The sequence below is a fragment of the Curvibacter fontanus genome (assembly GCF_054780335.1).
This window is the reverse complement of sequence record NZ_BAAGWN010000047.1, coordinates 63,689-80,503: the sequence shown is the minus strand read 5'-3', so window position 1 is coordinate 80,503 and position 16,815 is coordinate 63,689. Positions and strand designations below refer to the sequence as shown.

The following is a 16,815-nucleotide window of genomic DNA, read 5'->3' as shown; positions in this document are numbered from 1 at the left end:
ATCAACAGGCATGCACTGCCGCAATCTGGTGCGAACGCACCAATTGCGAGCCGTTCCCTGGCGCCAAAAGCGTCTTTTCACTGGCACTGTTATTGCAGGGCATGGTCGTGTAAGTAATTAATTAGTTACCTCACTCAACACTTAAGCGAAAGGTATGCCATGAAATCCACGTTCACGTCCCGTCGCCAATTCACCCTCGCCGCTGTCGCAGCGGCGGCCTTCGCGCTGGCGCCCCTGGCGCAAGCCGCCGACCCGCTGGCGGTCGGCATCCTGATCCCCGGCTCCAAGTCCGACAAGGGCTGGATGGAATCGGGCTACGACGGCCTGGTGGCCGCGCAGAAGGAGTTCGGCGACAAGATCAAGGTGCAGATGATCGAGAACATCAACTACGCCGACATGGAGCAGGCCCTGACCAACCTGGCCGGCAAGAACAAGCTGGTGATCGGCGTGGGCGGCCAGACGCAGGCGGCCGTGCTGAAGGTGTCCAAGCGTTTTCCCAACACCAGGTTCTCCATCGTCGGTGGCAACAAGGGCGAAGACCTGCCGAATGTGGCCGGTTACGACGTGAAGCAGGCCGAGATCGCCTTCGTGGCCGGTGCGGCCGCCGCCATGCTGTCCAAGAACGGCGCGGTGAGTTATGTGGGCGGCATGGAGATTCCCTCCATCGTGAACGCCGGCAAGGAGTTCGGCAACGGCGCCAAGTACATCAACCCCAAGATCAAGTACTTCGAGAACTACACGGGCGATTTCGACAACGTGGCCAAGTCCAAGGAAGCCACGCTCGCCGCCATCGCCCAGGGCGCCGACGTGCACTATCACATCCTGAACCTGGGCCTGCGCGGCATGGAGCAGGCGGCCAAGGAAAAGGGCACCAAGATCGTCGGCAGCTACACCGACCGTTGCGGCAGCGACCCGCTGTACCCGGCCTACAGCATCACGGGTGTGGGCTACCAGGTGCAGTACGCCATCGGTGAGGCCGTCAAGGGCAGCTGGAAGGCCGGTTACAAGCCCTTCGGCCTGGCCATGGGCCCCAAGGCCTCCGACATGGTGGTCTGCGGCGCCACGCCGGAGATGAAGTCCAAGCTTGAAGCGATCAAGAAGGACATCCAGAGCGGCAAGATCAAGGTGCTGGAAGGCTGATCGTCGTGCGCACCGAGGCTGCTCCGGGCCCAGGCGCGGCGTCTGCGGACGTCGCACCCCTGTTGCGGCTCGAGGGCCTCGGCAAGCGCTTCGGCTCCCTGCAGGCGCTGGCCGACGTCTCGCTGGCGCTGCTGCCGGGTGAGGTGCATTGCCTGCTGGGCGAGAACGGCGCGGGCAAGTCCACGCTGTGCAATCTGGTGTTCGGCGTGCACAGCCCGGACGCCGGGCACATGGCGCTGGACGGCGCGCCCTACACGCCGCATTCACCGGCCGATGCGCTGAACCACGGCATCGCCATGGTCCACCAGCACTTCAGCCTGGTGCCGGACCTGACGGTGGTCGACAACATGCTGCTGGGCCAGTCGCGCGGGGTGCTCGACCGCCGGGCCTGCGCCGCCAGGCTGGATGCCCTGCGTGAGCGCTACGGCCTCGCGCTGGACCCGTATGCGCGCATCCAGGATTTGTCCGTGGGTGAGCGCCAGCGCGTGGAGATCGTCAAATGCCTGGTGCGCGAGCCCCGGCTGCTGGTGCTGGACGAACCCACCGCCGTGCTGCTGCCCGCCGAGATCGAAGCCCTGCTCGCAGTGTGCGAGCGTGTGGCCGCGCAGGGCTGCGGTGTGGTGCTGGTCACGCACAAGCTGGCCGAGATCCGCCTGGTGGCGCGCCGCGCCACCGTGCTGCGCGGGGGCAGGGTGGTGGCGCGTTCCGATGCGCCGGCGCAGGAGATCGACATGCTGGTGCGTGCCATGATCCAGCGCGACCTGCAGGCGCCCGCGGGCACCATGCCGCAGGAGCGCAGCCTGAAGCAGGTGGCGCACGAGACCCTGCCGCCGCGCGAGATGGCGCTGCTGGCCGACGGGCTCACCGTGCGCGACGCCGACGGCGTGCTGCGCCTGGACAATTTCACGCTGATGGTGGCGCCGGGCGAGATCGTCGCCGTCGCGGGCGTGGAGGGCAATGGCCAGAGTGAACTCGGCGCCGTGCTCTCGGGCATGCTCAAACCCAGCGAAGGGCGTTTCCACATCTTCGGTGTAGAGATGACGGGCGAGAGCCCCAAGACTTTGACGGCCGCCGGCTGCGGCGTGGTGCCCGAAGACCGCCACGCCCTGGCCTGCGTCACGGGCATGAGCGTGGCCGAGAACATGATGCTGGACCGGCTGGGCCGCTTTCGAAAAGCCGGACTGCTGGACCGCGAGGCCTTGAACCGCGCGGCGCTTGAACTGATGCAGCGCTTCGACGTGCGCGCCGCGGGCCCCGAGGTGGCCTTCGGCGGCCTCTCGGGCGGCAACCAGCAGAAGGCCGTGCTGGCGCGCGAGCTCACGCTCGATCCCCTGCGTTTCCTGCTGGCCGCCCAGCCCACGCGCGGCCTGGACGTGGGCGCGGTGGAAGCCATCTATGGGCACATCCGCGCGGTGGCCGCGCGTGGGGTGGGGGTGCTGCTGATTTCGTCGGAGCTTGAAGAATTGCTGGCCGTGGCCGACCGCATCGTCGTGCTCTACCGCGGCCGCCTCATGGGCAGCTGCAAGGCCGACCCGGCCGAGCGTCCGCGCATCGGCGCCTGGATGGCCGGACAGGAAACACCGTCGACCGTGCCAGAGGAGGCCCTGGCATGAGCACCGCACTCACCCTGTGGCGCACCGTGCGGCCCGGCCCGGCGCTGGGCATGTCGGTGGCCGCCGTGGTCCTGGCACTCTTGATCGGCGCGCTGATGGTCGCGCTCATGGGTGTGCCCGTGGGCGAGGCAGTCGCCGCGTTCGCCGACGGCGCCTGGGGCTCGCCCTATGCCCTGGCGGCCTCGATCAACCGCGCGCTGGTCTTCATGCTGGTCGGCCTGGGTTTTGTGCTGGCCGAACGCGCCAGCCTGACCAATGTGGGCGGTGAAGGGCAGATTGCCGTGGGCGGCATCGCCGCCACGGCCTTTGCGCTCTGGCCGCCGGTGGCCGGCCTGCCTTTCGGCCTGGCCTTCATCGTGCCCATGCTCGGGGCCTGCCTGGCAGGCGCCCTGTGGGGCGGGATCGCGGGGGTGCTCAAGGTCAAGGCCGGCACCAACGAGGTGATCGCCACGCTGCTGCTGTCCTTCATCGCGGTGTGGATGGTCTACGGCAGCGTGCAGAGCGAGCAGCTGCTGCGCCGGCCCATGACGACTTCGGCGACGCTGCCCGAGTCGCTGGAGATTCCGCTGCCCACCCAGCTGCCGCTGCTGCTGGGCGACGCTTCGGTGCCGCTGCACGCGGGCCTGCCCATCGGCCTGGTGTTCGCCGTGGTCGTGGCCGTGGTGCTGGGTTTCACGGTGCTGGGCCTGCGCCTGCGCGCCACCGGCATGAACGCGCGCGCCGCGCGCCGCGCCGGCATGGCGGTGGACCGGCTCACGGTGGGGGTGCTCTGCGCTGCGGGTGCGCTGGGCGGCCTGGCCGGGGCCTGCATGCTGCAGGGCGAGCAGTACACACTGAAGGCGGGTTTCTCGTCCGGCTACGGTTTCGACGGGCTGGTCGTGGGCCTGCTCGCGCGCGGTTCGGTGCCGGGTGTGATCGCGGGCTCGCTGCTCTTTGGTTTCCTGCGCTCGGGCGGCATCAATATGGAAATGGTGGCGCAGGTGCCGACCGCGCTGGTGGTGGTGATCCAGGGCCTGATCATCGTGATCCTGGCCGGCGCGGCGCTCGCCATCCAGCGCATGGAGGCCCGCCGATGATCGAACCCGAACTCGCCACCGTCTTCGTCGGCTCCAGCATCCGCCTGGCCGCGCCCCTGCTGCTGGCCGCCACGGGCGAACTCGTGAGCGAACGCGCGGGTGTGCTCAATATGAGCGTGGAGGGCATGATGCTCACGGGCGCCTTTGCGGGCGCGGTGGGCTCCTGGGCCACGGGCTCGCCTGTCATAGGCCTGGCCCTGGGTGTCCTGTGTGTGCTGCCCATCGCCTGGCTGCAGGCTTTCCTGAGCATCACGCTGCGCGCCAACCAGATCGTCACCGGCATCGGCATCAACATCCTGGTGCTGGGCGCCACCACCCTGGGTTACCGCGCGCTTTTCGGCAGCCGCTCGCGTGCCGAGATCCCGGGCCTGGACAAGTGGGCGCCACCGGGCCTGGCCGATATCCCGCTACTGGGCGAGCACGTGTTTCACCAGACCTGGTTGCTCTACGGGGCCGTTCTGCTGGTGATCGCCGTGGCCTGGGTCATGCGCTCGACCTCGCTGGGCCTGGCGCTGCACGCGGCGGGCACGGCGCCGCAGGCGGCGGCGAATTCGGGGCTCAAGGTCACGCGCATACGCTACGGCGCGGTGCTCTTCACCGGTTTCATGTCGGCGCTGGCCGGCTGTTTTCTTTCGATCGGTGACATCCACACCTTCACCGAGGGCATGACCAGCGGCGCGGGGTACCTGGCCATCGCCGCGGTGATCTTCGGCAACTGGAAGCTGGGCCGCACCCTGCTGGCCTGCGGCCTCTTCGGCGCGGCCACGGCCCTGCAGTTCCAGCTGCCCGCCATGGGCGTGCAGGTGCCCAGCGCCCTGCTTATCATGCTGCCCTATGTGCTGGCGCTGCTGGCCGTGGGCGGCCTGGTGGGCCGGCAGATCGCGCCTGCCGCGCTGACCCGGCCCTACACCGGTCACTGAAATGAAGCACCCCCAGGCTACGCGCACTTCGTGTCGCTCCGCCAGACGTGCCAGCGCCGGAGGCGCAGGCTCTTTGGTCCGTCCAAGCCTGCACAGGCAGGCTTGGAGCCGCGGCCCTCAGCCCCTCAAGGGGGCAACGCCAGTGGCCCGGCAAAGCCGGTTCCACGGCGTTCCCCGGTTAGACCGTTTCACGCATCGCGGGTCTGGCATAGCTCGATGGAGTAACTGAGATGCAGGAACAGGACGTCCTCGCCTACGTACGCGCGACCGCGCGCGCGCTCGACTTGCCGCTGGACGACACACGCGCGCGCGCCGTGGCCCAGCACCTGGGGCGCACCGCGGTGCTGGCCAAGGCGCTGGAGGCCTATGCCCTGCCGCCCGAAGTGGAACCGGCCGAGGTCTATCGGCCCGCGCCTTTTCCGCAGGTGGGCTCATGAACAGCGCCGCACTGTTGCGCGCCATCGCGGCGGGTGAGGTCTCGGCCGCGCAAGCCTGCGAAAACGCGATCGCACGCATAGTGGCCACCGACGAGAAGGTCAACGCCTTCACCGACCGGACCTTCGCGCGCGCCCGCGCCGAAGCCGCGGCCGTGGACAAGCGCCGGGCCGCGGGGGAAGCCCTGCCACCGCTGGCGGGCCTGCCCTATGCGGTGAAGAATCTCTTCGACATCCGGGGGCTCACCACGCTGGCGGGCTCCAAGGTCAACCGCGGCCTGCCGCCCGCGCAGGAGGACGCCGTGCTGGTGCAGCGCCTGCAGGCCGCGGGTGCCGTGCTGCTGGGCGGGCTCAATATGGACGAGTACGCCTACGGCTTCACCACCGAGAACACGCACTACGGCCCCACGCGCAACCCCCATGACCTGGCCCGCACCTCGGGCGGCTCCTCGGGCGGTTCGGGGGCCGCCGTGGCGGCCGGCCAGGTGCCGCTGGCCCTGTGCTCGGACACCAATGGCTCCATCCGTGTGCCGGCTTCGCTGTGCGGGGTCTGGGGGCTCAAGCCCACCTTCGGCCGCCTGACACGGCGCGGCAGCTATCCCTTTGTGCACAGCATCGACCACCTGGGGCCCGTGGCCGACTGCGTGGAGACGCTGGCCCTGGCCTACGACGCCATGCAGGGGCCGGACCCGCTGGACCCAGGCTGTCATGCCCTGCGTGTGCAGCCGACCGCGCCCACGCTGCCCGCCGGTGTCCAGGGCTTGCGCATCGGCGTTCTCGGTGGCTATTTTCACGAGCACGCGAGCGAGCCGGCGCGCTCTGTCGTGGCCCAGGCCGCGCGGCTGCTGGGCGCGCGCGAATCGGTCGAGTGGCCGGACGCGGCGCTGGGCCGCGCGGCGGCTTTCATCGTCACGGCCAGCGAGGGCGGCAGCCTGCACCTCGAAGATTTGCGCCAGCGTGCCGATGATTTCGAGCCGGTGTCGGTGGACCGTTTCATCGCCGGTGCCTTGCAGCCCGCGCACTGGTATCTGCGCGCGCAGCGTTTCCGCCGCGCCTACCGCGACCGGGTCAACGCGCTGCTCGCCCAATGGGACGTGCTGCTGTGCGCGGCCACGCCGGTCAGCGCGACCCTGCTCGGGCAGGAGTTCATCGAGGTGAACGGCCAGCGTCATCCCACCCGGCCCTCCATGGGCCTGCTCACGCAGCCCATTTCTTTTGCGGGCTGCCCTGTGGTTGTGGTGCCGATGTGGCCCGAGGGCACCAGGGGCCTGCCCCTGGGCGTGCAGCTGATCGCCGCGCCCTGGCGCGAAGACCTCGCGCTGCGCGCGGCAGCTGCTCTGCAGGCCGCCGGTGTGGCCGGACCCAAGGAGCCCCTGCTGTGAAAAAGATAGCCGCCCATCCCTTTGTGTTCGAGTTCGAGACCGCGCACACGGCCCTGGTCATCATCGACATGCAGCGCGACTTCATCGAGCCCGGTGGCTTTGGTGAAACGCTGGGCAACGACGTGTCGCTGCTGGAAGCCATCGTGCCGGCCTGCCAGTCCGTGCTGAGCGCCTGGCGTCAAGCGGGCGGCCTGGTGGTGCACACGCGCGAGGCGCACCGGCCCGATCTGTCCGATTGCCCGCCGGCCAAGCGCAAGCGCGGCAACCCGAGCCTGCGCATCGGGGACCCCGGCCCCATGGGCCGCATCCTGGTGGCGGGCGAACCGGGCAACCAGATCATTCCCGCGCTGGCGCCGATCGCGGGCGAGCTCGTGATCGACAAGCCGGGCAAGGGGGCTTTCTACGCCACCGGCCTGCACGAGACACTGCAGGCCCGCGGCATCAGCCACCTGATCTTCATGGGCGTGACCACCGAGGTCTGCGTGCAGACCTCCATGCGCGAGGCCAACGACCGCGGGTATGACAGTCTGCTGCTGGAAGACTGCACCGAGAGTTACTTCCCGCACTTCAAGGCCGCCGCCGTGGAGATGATCCACGCGCAGGGCGCCATCGTGGGCTGGACGGCTGGCAGCGGCCAGCTGCTGGCCGCCCTCTGACGCTGCTAGAGTCTGGCCGTGCATACCACCAGCCGCCGTTCTGCCACCCACGCCGAAACGCCTGCCTTCCGCTCGCGCGCGGACATGGTCTACGAGCAGCTCAAGTGCGACGTGGCCGACTTCAAGCTGGTGCCGGGCGACCGCTTTACCGAGAACGAAGTCAGCGAGCGCCTGGGCGTGTCGCGCACGCCGGTGCGCCAGGCCCTGTTCCGCCTGCAGCAGGAAGGGTATGTCGAGGTGCTGTTCCGCAACGGCTGGCGCGTGCTGCCCTTCGACTTCGAGCAGTTCGAGCAGCTCTACGACCTGCGCATGGTGCTGGAGACCACGGCCGTGCAGCGCCTGTGCGCCGACGAGACCAAGGTCGACCGCGCCCTGCTGGACCAGATCGCGGCGATCTGGCTGGTGCCCGCGGCCGAGCGCAGCACCGACATCCGCCAGGTGGCGCAGTGGGACGAGGACTTTCACTGCAGTCTGGTGGCCGCGGCCGGCAATGCCGAGATGACACGCGTGCACCGCGACGTGACCGAACGCATCCGCATCATCCGACGGCTCGATTTCACCAAGCCCGCGCGCATCGACGCGACCTACGAGGAACACGCCAAGATCCTGCGCGCCATCCAGCGCAAGCGCAGCGACCCGGCCGTGATGCTCCTGCGCGCCCACATCCAGACCAGCCAGGCCGAGGTGCGCAAGATCACCCTGCACCAGGTGCACATGGCCCGGCGCGCCGCCTGAGCGCGCTGCGCATCATTTTCGAATTTCGCTCAAGCAGGGCCGCCATCATCACCTGAACCCGATGTCAGGCGCCACTGGCCGAGATCGAGACACACATGGCGAACCTTGCTTCGGTTAAGCCGTGAAGGCGCCCGGCAGGGCATGCTGTCGAGCCTGCCGGCCGAGGCCGGGCCATCGGCAGCGCGAAACGACCGGATGGCTAGAATGGGATGTCCTACCGGATATCACCTGGAGAAACAAGATGAACAGAACTTGCCATCAAGGCCATGAACATGTCCGCTCCCCGGCCTGGCGCGGCACGGGGCGTTTTCTCGCGCTGTCTTTGGCGAGTCTGACCCTCCTGCTGGCCAGCGTTGCGCATGCGCAGCCCTATGTGAACGTCACCGTTGGCGGCGAATTCGTTCCCGGTGTTTTTGGGCAGGTCTCGGTTGGCTCCAATCCACCGCCTCCGGTTTTCAATCCCCAGCCCGTCATTGTGGGTACCCCCATCTATGGCACCCAGCCTATCTATGTGCACGTCCCTGACGAAGATCGAGAAGACTGGGAGCGAAGCTGCCGTCGTTACAACGCCTGCGGCCGGCCCGTCTATTTCATCCGGGCGGATGAGCGTGACCGCTGGTGGGAACGCCGTGGGAAGCATCGGCACCATGATGACGACGACGATGACGATGACGATGAGCACCGAGGCGAAAAACGCGGCAGGCACGGGCATAAGGATTGACGGGGCGCGCTACCCGGGCGTATTGAGGTTTCTGCCGGCCTGAATCGGCCCTCGGACCGATTGCTCTCATTCATCGAGAACCGGTCGGCCCGCGTCCATCGAAGCCCCAGCGGCCCTTCGACAGGCTCAGGGCGTATGGGTATGTCTTTGAACGCGCAGTCGTATCAGGCCTCTGAACGGTTGGCGGCGCCACCCAGGGCCGCGCGCTTGCGCGCCACCTGGTAAACCGTTTGCACCTGGCTGGCCACCAGGTCCAGCGCGGGCCGCGTGTTGCCCTGCTTGTCGGTCCAGACCTTGGGCGTCAGCGCGCCGGAGAGCGCCAGCGCATCCCCCTCGTCCAGCGCCAGCAGGGCCGCGCCGGCCTCGGCCGCAAAGGCAATCACGTTGACGATCAGGCTCTCGCCTTCGCCAGTCGTGGCCTTCACCTTGGCGAGCACGAACGTGCTGTCGTTTTTGCCCTGGCGTTGTTCTGCCAGGCCCACCAGGGTGCCGGTTATCAGGCCTTCGATCATGGTGTTTCCGGGAGTTGTGGGGGGATTGTCACTGAATAGAAGGTCGTGCGAGTGGCGGGAAGCGGTTTCCGGCCAAGAGTGGTCCGCCAGACCACGCGCGCAAAGCAGTCGATCGAGACTTCTTCCGACAGTTTCCGCACATTGGCTTCTGATAGAGAATCAACAGCCCGGATCGATAGCGATGCCGAAGGCCTGCAGGATGGCTGCAAGTGCCTTGTCAGATTCTGCGGCGAGAGCTGTGAAGTGTGCCCGCAAGGTTCCATGATCGGACCTCGCCTGCTTCTGCGCGGCCTTGCGTTCATCGGTCGAGCCGTGGCCCTTGAGAGGGTTGCGCAGGGCATGCAACTTGGCAAGTGGTTCCATAACTGCCCGCGCCTCATCGGCACTCTGACCCTGAGCTTCCAGATAGTCTTGAAGGAGGCGAAGCGATTTCCACTGCTTGTCAACAGTCCGGCCCGCACCCTCGGCTAGCTTTTGCAGTGGCTTGGGAAGGAAACCTTCGTTCAGCAATTGATCGAGAGCAAGAATCTCATCAGCCCATTCGGAGACGGAATCGGTCGCCGGATATCGCGCGGCATCAGAGAGCTCCTTTCCGCGCGGCTTCCACCAAGCTGGCGGGTTCTCGTCGAGTTGGCGAATCTTGTATTTCAATGCCCGCAGCGGGTCGTATTCGCTACTGAATGCACCAAGGAAGTCATTCTCGTAAGCCCTGGTCGAGATTGGACTCTTCGGCCACTCATTGAACGACTGCCAGTAGCACTGCTCTTCATACGGCAGGCCGGCAAGGTACCCAATATAGGTATGGACCTGACCGGCCTCGTTGATGTCGTACGTTTTCAAGTACCAGGCGTTCCGGCAGCTGATCGAGCGATCCTGCAGATCGTACTTTTCAGGGTCGTTCTTGAAGCGCATCAAAACTTCGGGTCGGAAAAAGGCAGGGGAGATTTCGAACGGCTTGTCGGATTGTTGGAAATAGTTGGAGAGGAACTCGGGTGCGCATGAGGTTTCCGCGAGGCGCTTGTTCTTCCAATCGAGGACTTTGAAAGTCGCGTACTGCTTATTTTTTGGATCCTCTTCGTCCTTCCATTCCTGGATGAGGTCATCAACCGTCACTGCCGGTCTGAGAATCATGCAACCATTGGCATAGCTGGCGTTGGCCGAAATGCCTAGCGTGTAAAAGAGATCTGCTACGGAGGTTCTCTGTGATTGGCGGTCCTGATCCCACCCCCCGAAAGCCTTCGGTTCGAATCGCGTGAAATCGAATTTGATGACTAGCGACATACCTGCAACGGCCATAAAGGTCGCAAGATCCTTGATGAGAATGGTCACAACAACATCGCGCTCTTTCGTGTCTTGGCCTTTCAGCCAGATTACGCGAATTACATCCTCAATATCTCCGCGCTTGTCGAGGCGGCAATAGGCGCTGCGTTCCTCAACCCAGTAGAGATCGAGGCTATGCACGAGCTTTTGGCTGAGCTCGACTGGGGCGGGGCCATCGGCGAGGCCGGTGAATGACCGGCGGAAGATCAGCTTCTCGCCGCCAATGAGGGATCTACACCCCGGATGACTGAGCGGCGGCTCTAGGTAGATCCTATGTCCTTCGCCACCGCCCCATGCTCGCTGAATGCACCAACTGTTGTCCGGCATGATGTAAGCATTTAGGAGGTCCGTTTGGTCGGCCGGCGTGACCTGTTCTGTCGGGGCCAGCACGCCATGGATAAGGACGGCGTCTGCGATGGCATAGATCACGATCTCGTCGCGCTGCGTGTTGCCCTTCAGGAAGGCGATCGAGTCCTCCGCCCGGAGAAGCCATTCGGCCTTACCAGCATCCGGTGCCCCGGCGATCTCTCGGAATGCCCGTTCATCAAATTTTTGCATGTGCCTGGAGTTGAAGTTGCCCCGTGTTTGGTGGCACCCGATCCTTACAAAACGAGGGGCCTTGGTCAAGGGACATACTTAAGAGTTCAGCAATCGTCCGCGATGGGGCGCTGAGAGTCATTCATCCCCCGTTGCGCTGACCGACCCGCCCAGCCCACCCGGCCCCCGAATACGCCGTCCGGCGTATTCCCCCTTCCCCCTCTCATCCCTAGAGTGACTCCATCGCCGTTCCCAGGCCGTTTGCCCGGCCGGGCGCAGCGAGCGGGATTTGTTCAACCACCTGGAGTCACCCTCATGCAACGTCGATTTACCCTCAAGGCGCTGGCTGCCGCCACCGCTGTTTCCACACTGGGCCTGGCCGCGCTGCCAGCCCATGCCGCCGACACCATCAAGGTGGGCGTGCTGCACAGCCTGTCGGGCACCATGGCCATTTCCGAGACGGTGCTGAAAGACACCGTGCTCATGGCCATCGAAGAGATCAACGCCAAGGGCGGCGTGCTGGGCAGGAAGCTCGAGCCCGTGGTGGTGGACCCGGCCTCCAACTGGCCGCTGTTCGCCGAGAAGACCAAGCAGCTGCTGGGCCAGGACAAGGTGTCGGTGATCTTCGGCTGCTGGACCTCGGTGTCGCGCAAGTCGGTGCTGCCGGTCGTGGAAGAAATGAACGGCCTGCTGTTCTACCCCGTGCAGTACGAGGGCGAAGAGTTGTCCAAGAACGTGTTCTACACGGGCGCCGCGCCCAACCAGCAGGCCATCCCCGCTGTGGACTACCTGATGAGCAAGGACGGCGGGGCTGCCCGCCGCTGGGTGCTGCTGGGCACCGACTATGTGTACCCCCGCACCACCAACAAGATCCTGCGCGCCTACCTTAGAGCCAAGGGCGTGGCCGACAAGGACATCGACGAGAAGTACACCCCCTTCGGCCACAGCGACTACCAGACCATCGTGGCCGACATCAAGAAGTTCTCGGCCGGTGGCAAGACGGCTGTGGTGTCCACCATCAACGGCGACTCCAACGTGCCCTTCTACAAGGAACTGGGCAACGCCGGCCTGAAGGCCAAGGACGTGCCGGTCGTCGCCTTCTCCGTGGGTGAGGAAGAGCTGCGCGGCGTGGACACCAAGCCGCTGGTGGGCCACCTGGCGGCCTGGAACTACTTCATGTCCATCAAGAACAAGGACAACGACGCCTTCATCAAGCAGTGGAGCGCCTACGCCAAGGCCAAGAGCATTCCGGGCCACAAGGACAAGCCGCTGACCAACGACCCGATGGAAGCCACCTACATCGGTATCCACATGTGGAAGCAGGCTGTCGAGAAGGCCAAGTCCACCGATGTGGACAAGGTCATCGCCGCCATGGCCGGCCAGACCTTCAAGGCGCCCTCGGGCATCGTGAGCAAGATGGACGAGAAGAACCACCACCTGCACAAGAGCGTGTTCATCGGCGAGATCAAGGCCGACGGCCAGTTCAACGTGGTGTGGAAGACCCCGGGCCCGGTCAAGGCCAAGCCCTGGAGCCCGTACATCGAAGGCAATGACAAGAAGCCTGATGAGCCGGTGAAGAAGTAAGCGGTATTCGCTCCCTCTCCCAGGGGGAGAGGGGATCAACGGCCCTATCCATGATCAGAAGTTTCTTGCTGTCACTCGCCGCGCTCCTGTGCGCGGCACCTACACAGGCCCTGACCCCCGCAGAGGCGCAGGCCATCGTCATCGGCGAGACCGATGGCCGCATCACGGCCCTGCAACAGGCCGTGTTGAACCCGGATGAGCGCAAGGCCGCGCTGCTGCAGGCCCTGGCCGATGACGCCGTCAAGGTGGCGGGTGGCAAGGTCTACATCGTGCGCGACGACAAGGCCGCGGACCCGGCCACGGGTGCGTCCGTGGCCCTGCCCGACGACGCCGAGGACGTCATCAACAACAACCGCATGCGCGGCGAGATCGACACCGCGCTGGCGGTGCTCAAGCTCTTCAGCCCCGACGCCAGGCTGCGCGGGGACGCGGCGCGCGCCATGCTCAAGGAGCCCGACGCCGGGCGCCTGCCCCTGCTCGACAAGGCCCTGGCTGGTGAACAGGACGAGCGCGTGCGCGCTGTGCTGGCGCTGGCGCGTGCAGCCGTGCTGCTGGCGAGCGAGGACAGGTCGCAACGCCTGACGGCCGCCGGTGCCCTGGCGCAAAGCCGCTCGCCCGACACCAAGCTGCTGCTCAACGAGCGGCTTTCGGTGGAAACCGATGCCGACGTCAAGGCGCAGATCAGCTCCGCCATCCGCCAGATCGACGACAGCCTGCGCTGGGGCGAGCGCCTGGGCGCCATGTTCACAGGCCTGAGCCTGGGCAGCATCCTGCTGCTGGCCGCGCTGGGCCTGGCGATCACCTACGGCCTCATGGGCGTCATCAATATGGCCCATGGCGAGCTCATCATGATCGGCGCCTACGCGACTTATGTGGTGCAGGGTGTGTTCCAGAAATACCTGCCCGGCGCCTTCGACTGGTACCTCGTGGCCGCCGTGCCCGTGGCCTTCATGGCGTCCGCTCTGGTGGGCGCGGCGCTGGAGCGCGGCGTGATCCGCTTCCTCTACGGCCGCCCGCTGGAAACGCTGCTGGCCACCTGGGGCATCAGCCTGGTGCTCATGCAGGCCGTGCGTTCGCTCTTCGGCGCGCAGAACGTGGCCGTGGAGAACCCGGCCTGGATGAGCGGCGGCTGGCAGCTGCTGGCCAACCTCACCTTGCCCTGGAACCGCCTGGTCATCATCGCCTTCGCGCTGGCCGTGCTGGCCGGCATGGCCCTGCTGATCGGGCGCACGCGCCTGGGCCTCTTCGTGCGCGGGGTCACGCAGAACCGGCCCATTGCCTCCTGCATGGGCGTGAACACGGCACGCATCGACACCTATGCCTTCGCACTCGGTTCCGGCATTGCCGGCCTGGCCGGTTGCGCGCTGAGCCAGGTGGGCAATGTGGGGCCGGACCTGGGCCAGAGCTACATCGTCGATTCCTTCATGGTCGTGGTGCTGGGCGGCGTGGGCCAGCTGGCCGGCACGGCCTATGCCGCGCTGGGCCTGGGCGTGCTCAACAAATTCCTCGAAGGCTGGACGGGGGCCGTGCTGGCCAAGATCACCGTGCTGGTTTTCATCATCATCTTCATCCAGAAACGTCCGCAGGGCATCTTTGCGATGAAGGGTAGGAGCGCGGAAGCATGAGTACCCTATCGACTCCCGAGCCGAAACGGCATACACCCTCCCCCGCTGGGGGAGGGCAGGGTGGGGGCGAGGTGCGCGGTGCCCCCACCCCAACCCTCCCCCAGCGGGGGAGGGAGTGTGGACTGCCCACGCGCCAGCCGCTGCTCACGCGCGGTGGCTGGGGCAGCTTCCTGGTTGCGCTGCTGCTCATCTGCGCGCTGGCGCCGCTGCTCAACCTGATCGTGCCTGCGGACAGCGTCTTCCACCTGAGCGACTACGCCGTGGCCCTGCTGGGCCGCATCATGTGCTACGCCATCTGCGCGCTGGCCATGGACCTGATCTGGGGTTACACCGGCATCCTCTCCCTGGGCCACGGCCTGTTCTTCGCGCTGGGCGGTTACGTCATGGGCATGTACCTGATGCGCCAGATCGGCCGCGACGGCAACTACAAGAGCGATCTGCCCGACTTCATGGTCTTCCTGGACTGGAAGGAACTGCCCTGGCACTGGGCCCTGTCCGACAGCTTCATCGCCACGCTCTTGCTCGTCGTGCTGGTGCCCGGTGTGGTGGCCTTCGTCTTCGGCTACTTCGCCTTCCGCTCGCGCATCAAGGGCGTGTACTTCTCCATCATCACGCAGGCCATGACCTTCGCGGCCATGCTGCTCTTCTTCCGCAACGAGACGGGCTTCGGCGGCAACAACGGCTTCACCGATTTCAAGCGCATCCTGGGCTTCGCCGTTGCCACGCAGAACATGCGCATGGTCCTCTTCGTGCTGACCGGGCTCACGCTGCTGGCCTTCTTCCTGCTGGCGCGCTGGCTGGTGCGCGCCAAGTTCGGCCGCGTTCTGCAGGCCATTCGCGACGCCGAGAGCCGCGTGATGTTCTCGGGCTACAACCCGCTGGGCTACAAGCTGGCGATCTGGACGCTGTCGGCCGTGATGTGCGGCATCGCCGGCGCGCTCTACGTGCCGCAGGTGGGCATCATCAACCCGGGCGAGATGAGCCCGGCCAACTCCATCGAAATCGCCATCTGGGCGGCGGTGGGCGGGCGCGGCACCCTGGTCGGCCCCATCGTCGGCGCCTTTGTGGTCAGCGGCGCCAAGAGCTGGCTCACCGTGGCGGCCCCGGAGTTCTGGCTTTATTTCCTGGGCGGCCTGTTCATCGTGGTGACGCTGTTCCTGCCCGATGGGGTGGTGGGGCTGGTGAAAAAACTCAAGAGCGTGCGGGGAGCGAAGAAATGACACCGGATCTGCTCGAACAGGGGGCGCAGCGTTATGCGGCCCGCATCGCGGCCCTGGACGCCGCGCGCCTGAACACCGTGGCCGGCGGCCAGACCGCGAGCTACGGCCGCGTGCAGGTGGCGGGCGAGGTGGACGTTACGCACGGCCGCATCCTCTACCTGGAAGACGTGAGCGTGAGCTTCGACGGCTTCAAGGCCATCAACCAGCTCAGTCTGGACATCGCGCCGGGGGAGCTGCGCTGCATCATCGGCCCCAACGGTGCGGGCAAGACCACGATGATGGACATCATCACCGGCAAGACCCGGCCCGACGAGGGCACGGTCTTCTTCGGCTCCACCATCGACCTGCTGCGCCACAGCGAAGCCGAGATCGCCCAGCTGGGCATCGGCCGCAAGTTCCAGAAGCCCACGGTGTTCGAGCACTTGAGCGTGTTCGAGAACCTGGAGCTCGCGCTCAAGACCGACAAGGGTGTCAAGTCCTCCATGTTCTTCCGCCTGGACTCGGGCCAGTCCGACCGCCTGGCCGAGGTGCTGCACACCATCCATCTGGCCGGCAGCCTGACGGCCCAGGCCGGTACGCTGAGCCACGGGCAGAAGCAGTGGCTGGAGATCGGCATGCTGCTGATGCAGGACCCGAAGTTGTTGTTGCTCGACGAGCCCGTGGCCGGCATGACCGACGAGGAGACCGCGCGCACGGCGGAGCTTTTCCTGAGTCTCAAGGGCAAGCATTCACTGATGGTCGTGGAGCACGACATGAGTTTCATCAAGGCGATCTCGGAGATCGTGACGGTGTTGTGTGATGGGTCTGTCTTGGCGCAAGGCACGCTTGAAGAGGTTCAGGCGGATGAGCGGGTGATTGAGGTTTATCTGGGGAGATGATCTTGTTCACATCTCTTCGCTTTGTTTGGCACCCGTACCAGCCTGCTTTGCCGGGTCTCGCCCCGGCGGGCGACTCACTTTCTCTTGCTTCGCCAAGAGAAAGTAAGCAAAGAGAAGGCGAGCCGGATTCGTCGACCCTCCGCTGCGCTACGGGCACGCTGCGTTGCTCGGGATCGGCGGGAAGCGCAGAAACTCGCCCTGCGGGCTCAGACATCTGCGCTTCTATCTCCGCCGCTCCCCGCGCTACTCGCCTCCTCATTACGGCGGTGGGAGCCAAATACCAATCCCCAATACAACAAGGACGCGCCATGGCGCGTCCTTGTGGGGTTCGGCTGTTGGGTTTTCGGGTTCCCTTGTGTATGTGCCGAGGAGCGGAGACTGGGCCGGATGAAGGGCTGCGCATGTTTGAGACCGCAGGGCGAGTTTGCGCAGACCCCGGACCAGTCGAGCACCGCAGGTTGC

15 protein-coding genes are annotated in these 16,815 nt (G+C 66.0%); 13 read left to right on the top strand and 2 right to left on the bottom strand.

The features are described 5' to 3' along the window. Positions 1–159 precede the first annotated feature (159 nt). The 9 genes from ACYVH8_RS17260 to ACYVH8_RS17220 all read left to right on the top strand — a co-directional run bounded on the left by ACYVH8_RS17260 (position 160) and on the right by ACYVH8_RS17220 (position 8,677). Positions 160–1,140 (top strand): BMP family protein, encoded by a 981-nt coding sequence (locus ACYVH8_RS17260; RefSeq protein WP_460490052.1) that lies wholly within the window; start codon positions 160–162, stop codon positions 1,138–1,140. Between the two features lie 5 nt (positions 1,141–1,145). Continuing rightward, complete coding sequence (locus tag ACYVH8_RS17255; protein ID WP_460490051.1) at positions 1,146–2,753, top strand: ABC transporter ATP-binding protein; 1,608 nt, start codon at positions 1,146–1,148, stop codon at positions 2,751–2,753. Continuing rightward, positions 2,750–3,829: an ABC transporter permease gene (locus ACYVH8_RS17250; RefSeq protein WP_460490050.1), complete on the top strand. Its 1,080-nt coding sequence runs from the start codon at positions 2,750–2,752 to the stop codon at positions 3,827–3,829. Before ACYVH8_RS17255 ends, ACYVH8_RS17250 begins: the two co-directional genes overlap by 4 nt. After that, entirely contained in the window at positions 3,826–4,749 is a 924-nt protein-coding gene (locus ACYVH8_RS17245; RefSeq protein ID WP_460490049.1) for an ABC transporter permease, read from the top strand. The genes ACYVH8_RS17250 and ACYVH8_RS17245 overlap by 4 nt, the downstream gene beginning before the upstream one ends. A 230-nt stretch (positions 4,750–4,979) precedes the next feature. Next, positions 4,980–5,186 carry a DUF4089 domain-containing protein gene (locus ACYVH8_RS17240; RefSeq protein ID WP_460490048.1) on the top strand — a complete coding sequence of 69 codons (207 nt, stop codon included), beginning with the start codon at positions 4,980–4,982 and terminating at the stop codon, positions 5,184–5,186. Beyond that, positions 5,183–6,565, top strand: coding sequence for an AtzE family amidohydrolase (locus tag ACYVH8_RS17235; protein ID WP_460490047.1), 1,383 nt, complete (start codon positions 5,183–5,185; stop codon positions 6,563–6,565). Before ACYVH8_RS17240 ends, ACYVH8_RS17235 begins: the two co-directional genes overlap by 4 nt. Continuing rightward, the gene (locus ACYVH8_RS17230) at positions 6,562–7,221 is read left to right on the top strand and encodes a cysteine hydrolase family protein (protein WP_460490046.1); all 660 of its coding nucleotides are present in this window, start codon (positions 6,562–6,564) and stop codon (positions 7,219–7,221) included. Before ACYVH8_RS17235 ends, ACYVH8_RS17230 begins: the two co-directional genes overlap by 4 nt. 84 nt (positions 7,222–7,305) lie before the next feature. Continuing rightward, positions 7,306–7,956, top strand: a complete 651-nt coding sequence (locus ACYVH8_RS17225; RefSeq protein WP_460490171.1) for a GntR family transcriptional regulator — start codon at positions 7,306–7,308, stop codon at positions 7,954–7,956. Positions 7,957–8,197: 241 nt separating this feature from the next. Continuing rightward, entirely contained in the window at positions 8,198–8,677 is a 480-nt protein-coding gene (locus ACYVH8_RS17220; RefSeq protein ID WP_460490045.1) for a hypothetical protein, read from the top strand. A 164-nt stretch (positions 8,678–8,841) separates the two neighbouring features. Here the strand turns inward: ACYVH8_RS17220 and ACYVH8_RS17215 are convergent, their stop codons facing one another. Both ACYVH8_RS17215 and ACYVH8_RS17210 read right to left on the bottom strand, forming a co-directional pair. Further along, entirely contained in the window at positions 8,842–9,189 is a 348-nt protein-coding gene (locus ACYVH8_RS17215) for a single-stranded DNA-binding protein (protein WP_460490044.1), read from the bottom strand. A gap of 159 nt (positions 9,190–9,348) precedes the next feature. Further along, positions 9,349–11,067 (bottom strand): hypothetical protein, encoded by a 1,719-nt coding sequence (locus tag ACYVH8_RS17210; protein WP_460490043.1) that lies wholly within the window; start codon positions 11,065–11,067, stop codon positions 9,349–9,351. Between the two features lie 294 nt (positions 11,068–11,361). On the opposite strand from ACYVH8_RS17210, the gene urtA reads away from it, so the two are divergent. The 4 genes from urtA to urtD are packed head-to-tail and all read left to right on the top strand — an operon-like array spanning position 11,362 to position 16,353. Beyond that, a complete protein-coding gene (gene urtA / locus ACYVH8_RS17205; RefSeq protein WP_460490042.1) occupies positions 11,362–12,630 on the top strand; it encodes an urea ABC transporter substrate-binding protein in 1,269 nt (422 codons plus the stop codon). A 50-nt stretch (positions 12,631–12,680) separates the two neighbouring features. Continuing rightward, the gene (gene urtB, locus ACYVH8_RS17200; protein ID WP_460490041.1) at positions 12,681–14,255 is read left to right on the top strand and encodes an urea ABC transporter permease subunit UrtB; all 1,575 of its coding nucleotides are present in this window, start codon (positions 12,681–12,683) and stop codon (positions 14,253–14,255) included. Beyond that, positions 14,252–15,475, top strand: a complete 1,224-nt coding sequence (urtC, locus tag ACYVH8_RS17195) for an urea ABC transporter permease subunit UrtC (RefSeq protein WP_460490040.1) — start codon at positions 14,252–14,254, stop codon at positions 15,473–15,475. Before urtB ends, urtC begins: the two co-directional genes overlap by 4 nt. Then, on the top strand, positions 15,472–16,353 hold the full coding sequence (urtD, locus tag ACYVH8_RS17190; RefSeq protein ID WP_460490039.1) for an urea ABC transporter ATP-binding protein UrtD: 882 nt from the start codon (positions 15,472–15,474) through the stop codon (positions 16,351–16,353). The genes urtC and urtD overlap by 4 nt, the downstream gene beginning before the upstream one ends. Positions 16,354–16,815 lie beyond the last annotated feature (462 nt).

Bases quoted from the DNA above. Each gene is read 5' to 3' on its own strand.
- ACYVH8_RS17260 (WP_460490052.1), top strand. From the start codon at position 160: ATGAAATCCACGTTCACGTCCCGTCGCCAATTCACCCTCGCCGCTGTC.
- ACYVH8_RS17250 (WP_460490050.1), top strand. From the start codon at position 2,750: ATGAGCACCGCACTCACCCTGTGGCGCACCGTGCGGCCCGGCCCGGCG.
- ACYVH8_RS17245 (WP_460490049.1), top strand. From the start codon at position 3,826: ATGATCGAACCCGAACTCGCCACCGTCTTCGTCGGCTCCAGCATCCGC.
- ACYVH8_RS17240 (WP_460490048.1), top strand. From the start codon at position 4,980: ATGCAGGAACAGGACGTCCTCGCCTACGTACGCGCGACCGCGCGCGCG.
- ACYVH8_RS17235 (WP_460490047.1), top strand. From the start codon at position 5,183: ATGAACAGCGCCGCACTGTTGCGCGCCATCGCGGCGGGTGAGGTCTCG.
- ACYVH8_RS17225 (WP_460490171.1), top strand. From the start codon at position 7,306: ATGGTCTACGAGCAGCTCAAGTGCGACGTGGCCGACTTCAAGCTGGTG.
- ACYVH8_RS17220 (WP_460490045.1), top strand. From the start codon at position 8,198: ATGAACAGAACTTGCCATCAAGGCCATGAACATGTCCGCTCCCCGGCC.
- ACYVH8_RS17215 (WP_460490044.1), bottom strand. From the start codon at position 9,189: ATGATCGAAGGCCTGATAACCGGCACCCTGGTGGGCCTGGCAGAACAA.
- ACYVH8_RS17210 (WP_460490043.1), bottom strand. From the start codon at position 11,067: ATGCAAAAATTTGATGAACGGGCATTCCGAGAGATCGCCGGGGCACCG.
- urtA (WP_460490042.1), top strand. From the start codon at position 11,362: ATGCAACGTCGATTTACCCTCAAGGCGCTGGCTGCCGCCACCGCTGTT.
- urtB (WP_460490041.1), top strand. From the start codon at position 12,681: ATGATCAGAAGTTTCTTGCTGTCACTCGCCGCGCTCCTGTGCGCGGCA.
- urtC (WP_460490040.1), top strand. From the start codon at position 14,252: ATGAGTACCCTATCGACTCCCGAGCCGAAACGGCATACACCCTCCCCC.
- urtD (WP_460490039.1), top strand. From the start codon at position 15,472: ATGACACCGGATCTGCTCGAACAGGGGGCGCAGCGTTATGCGGCCCGC.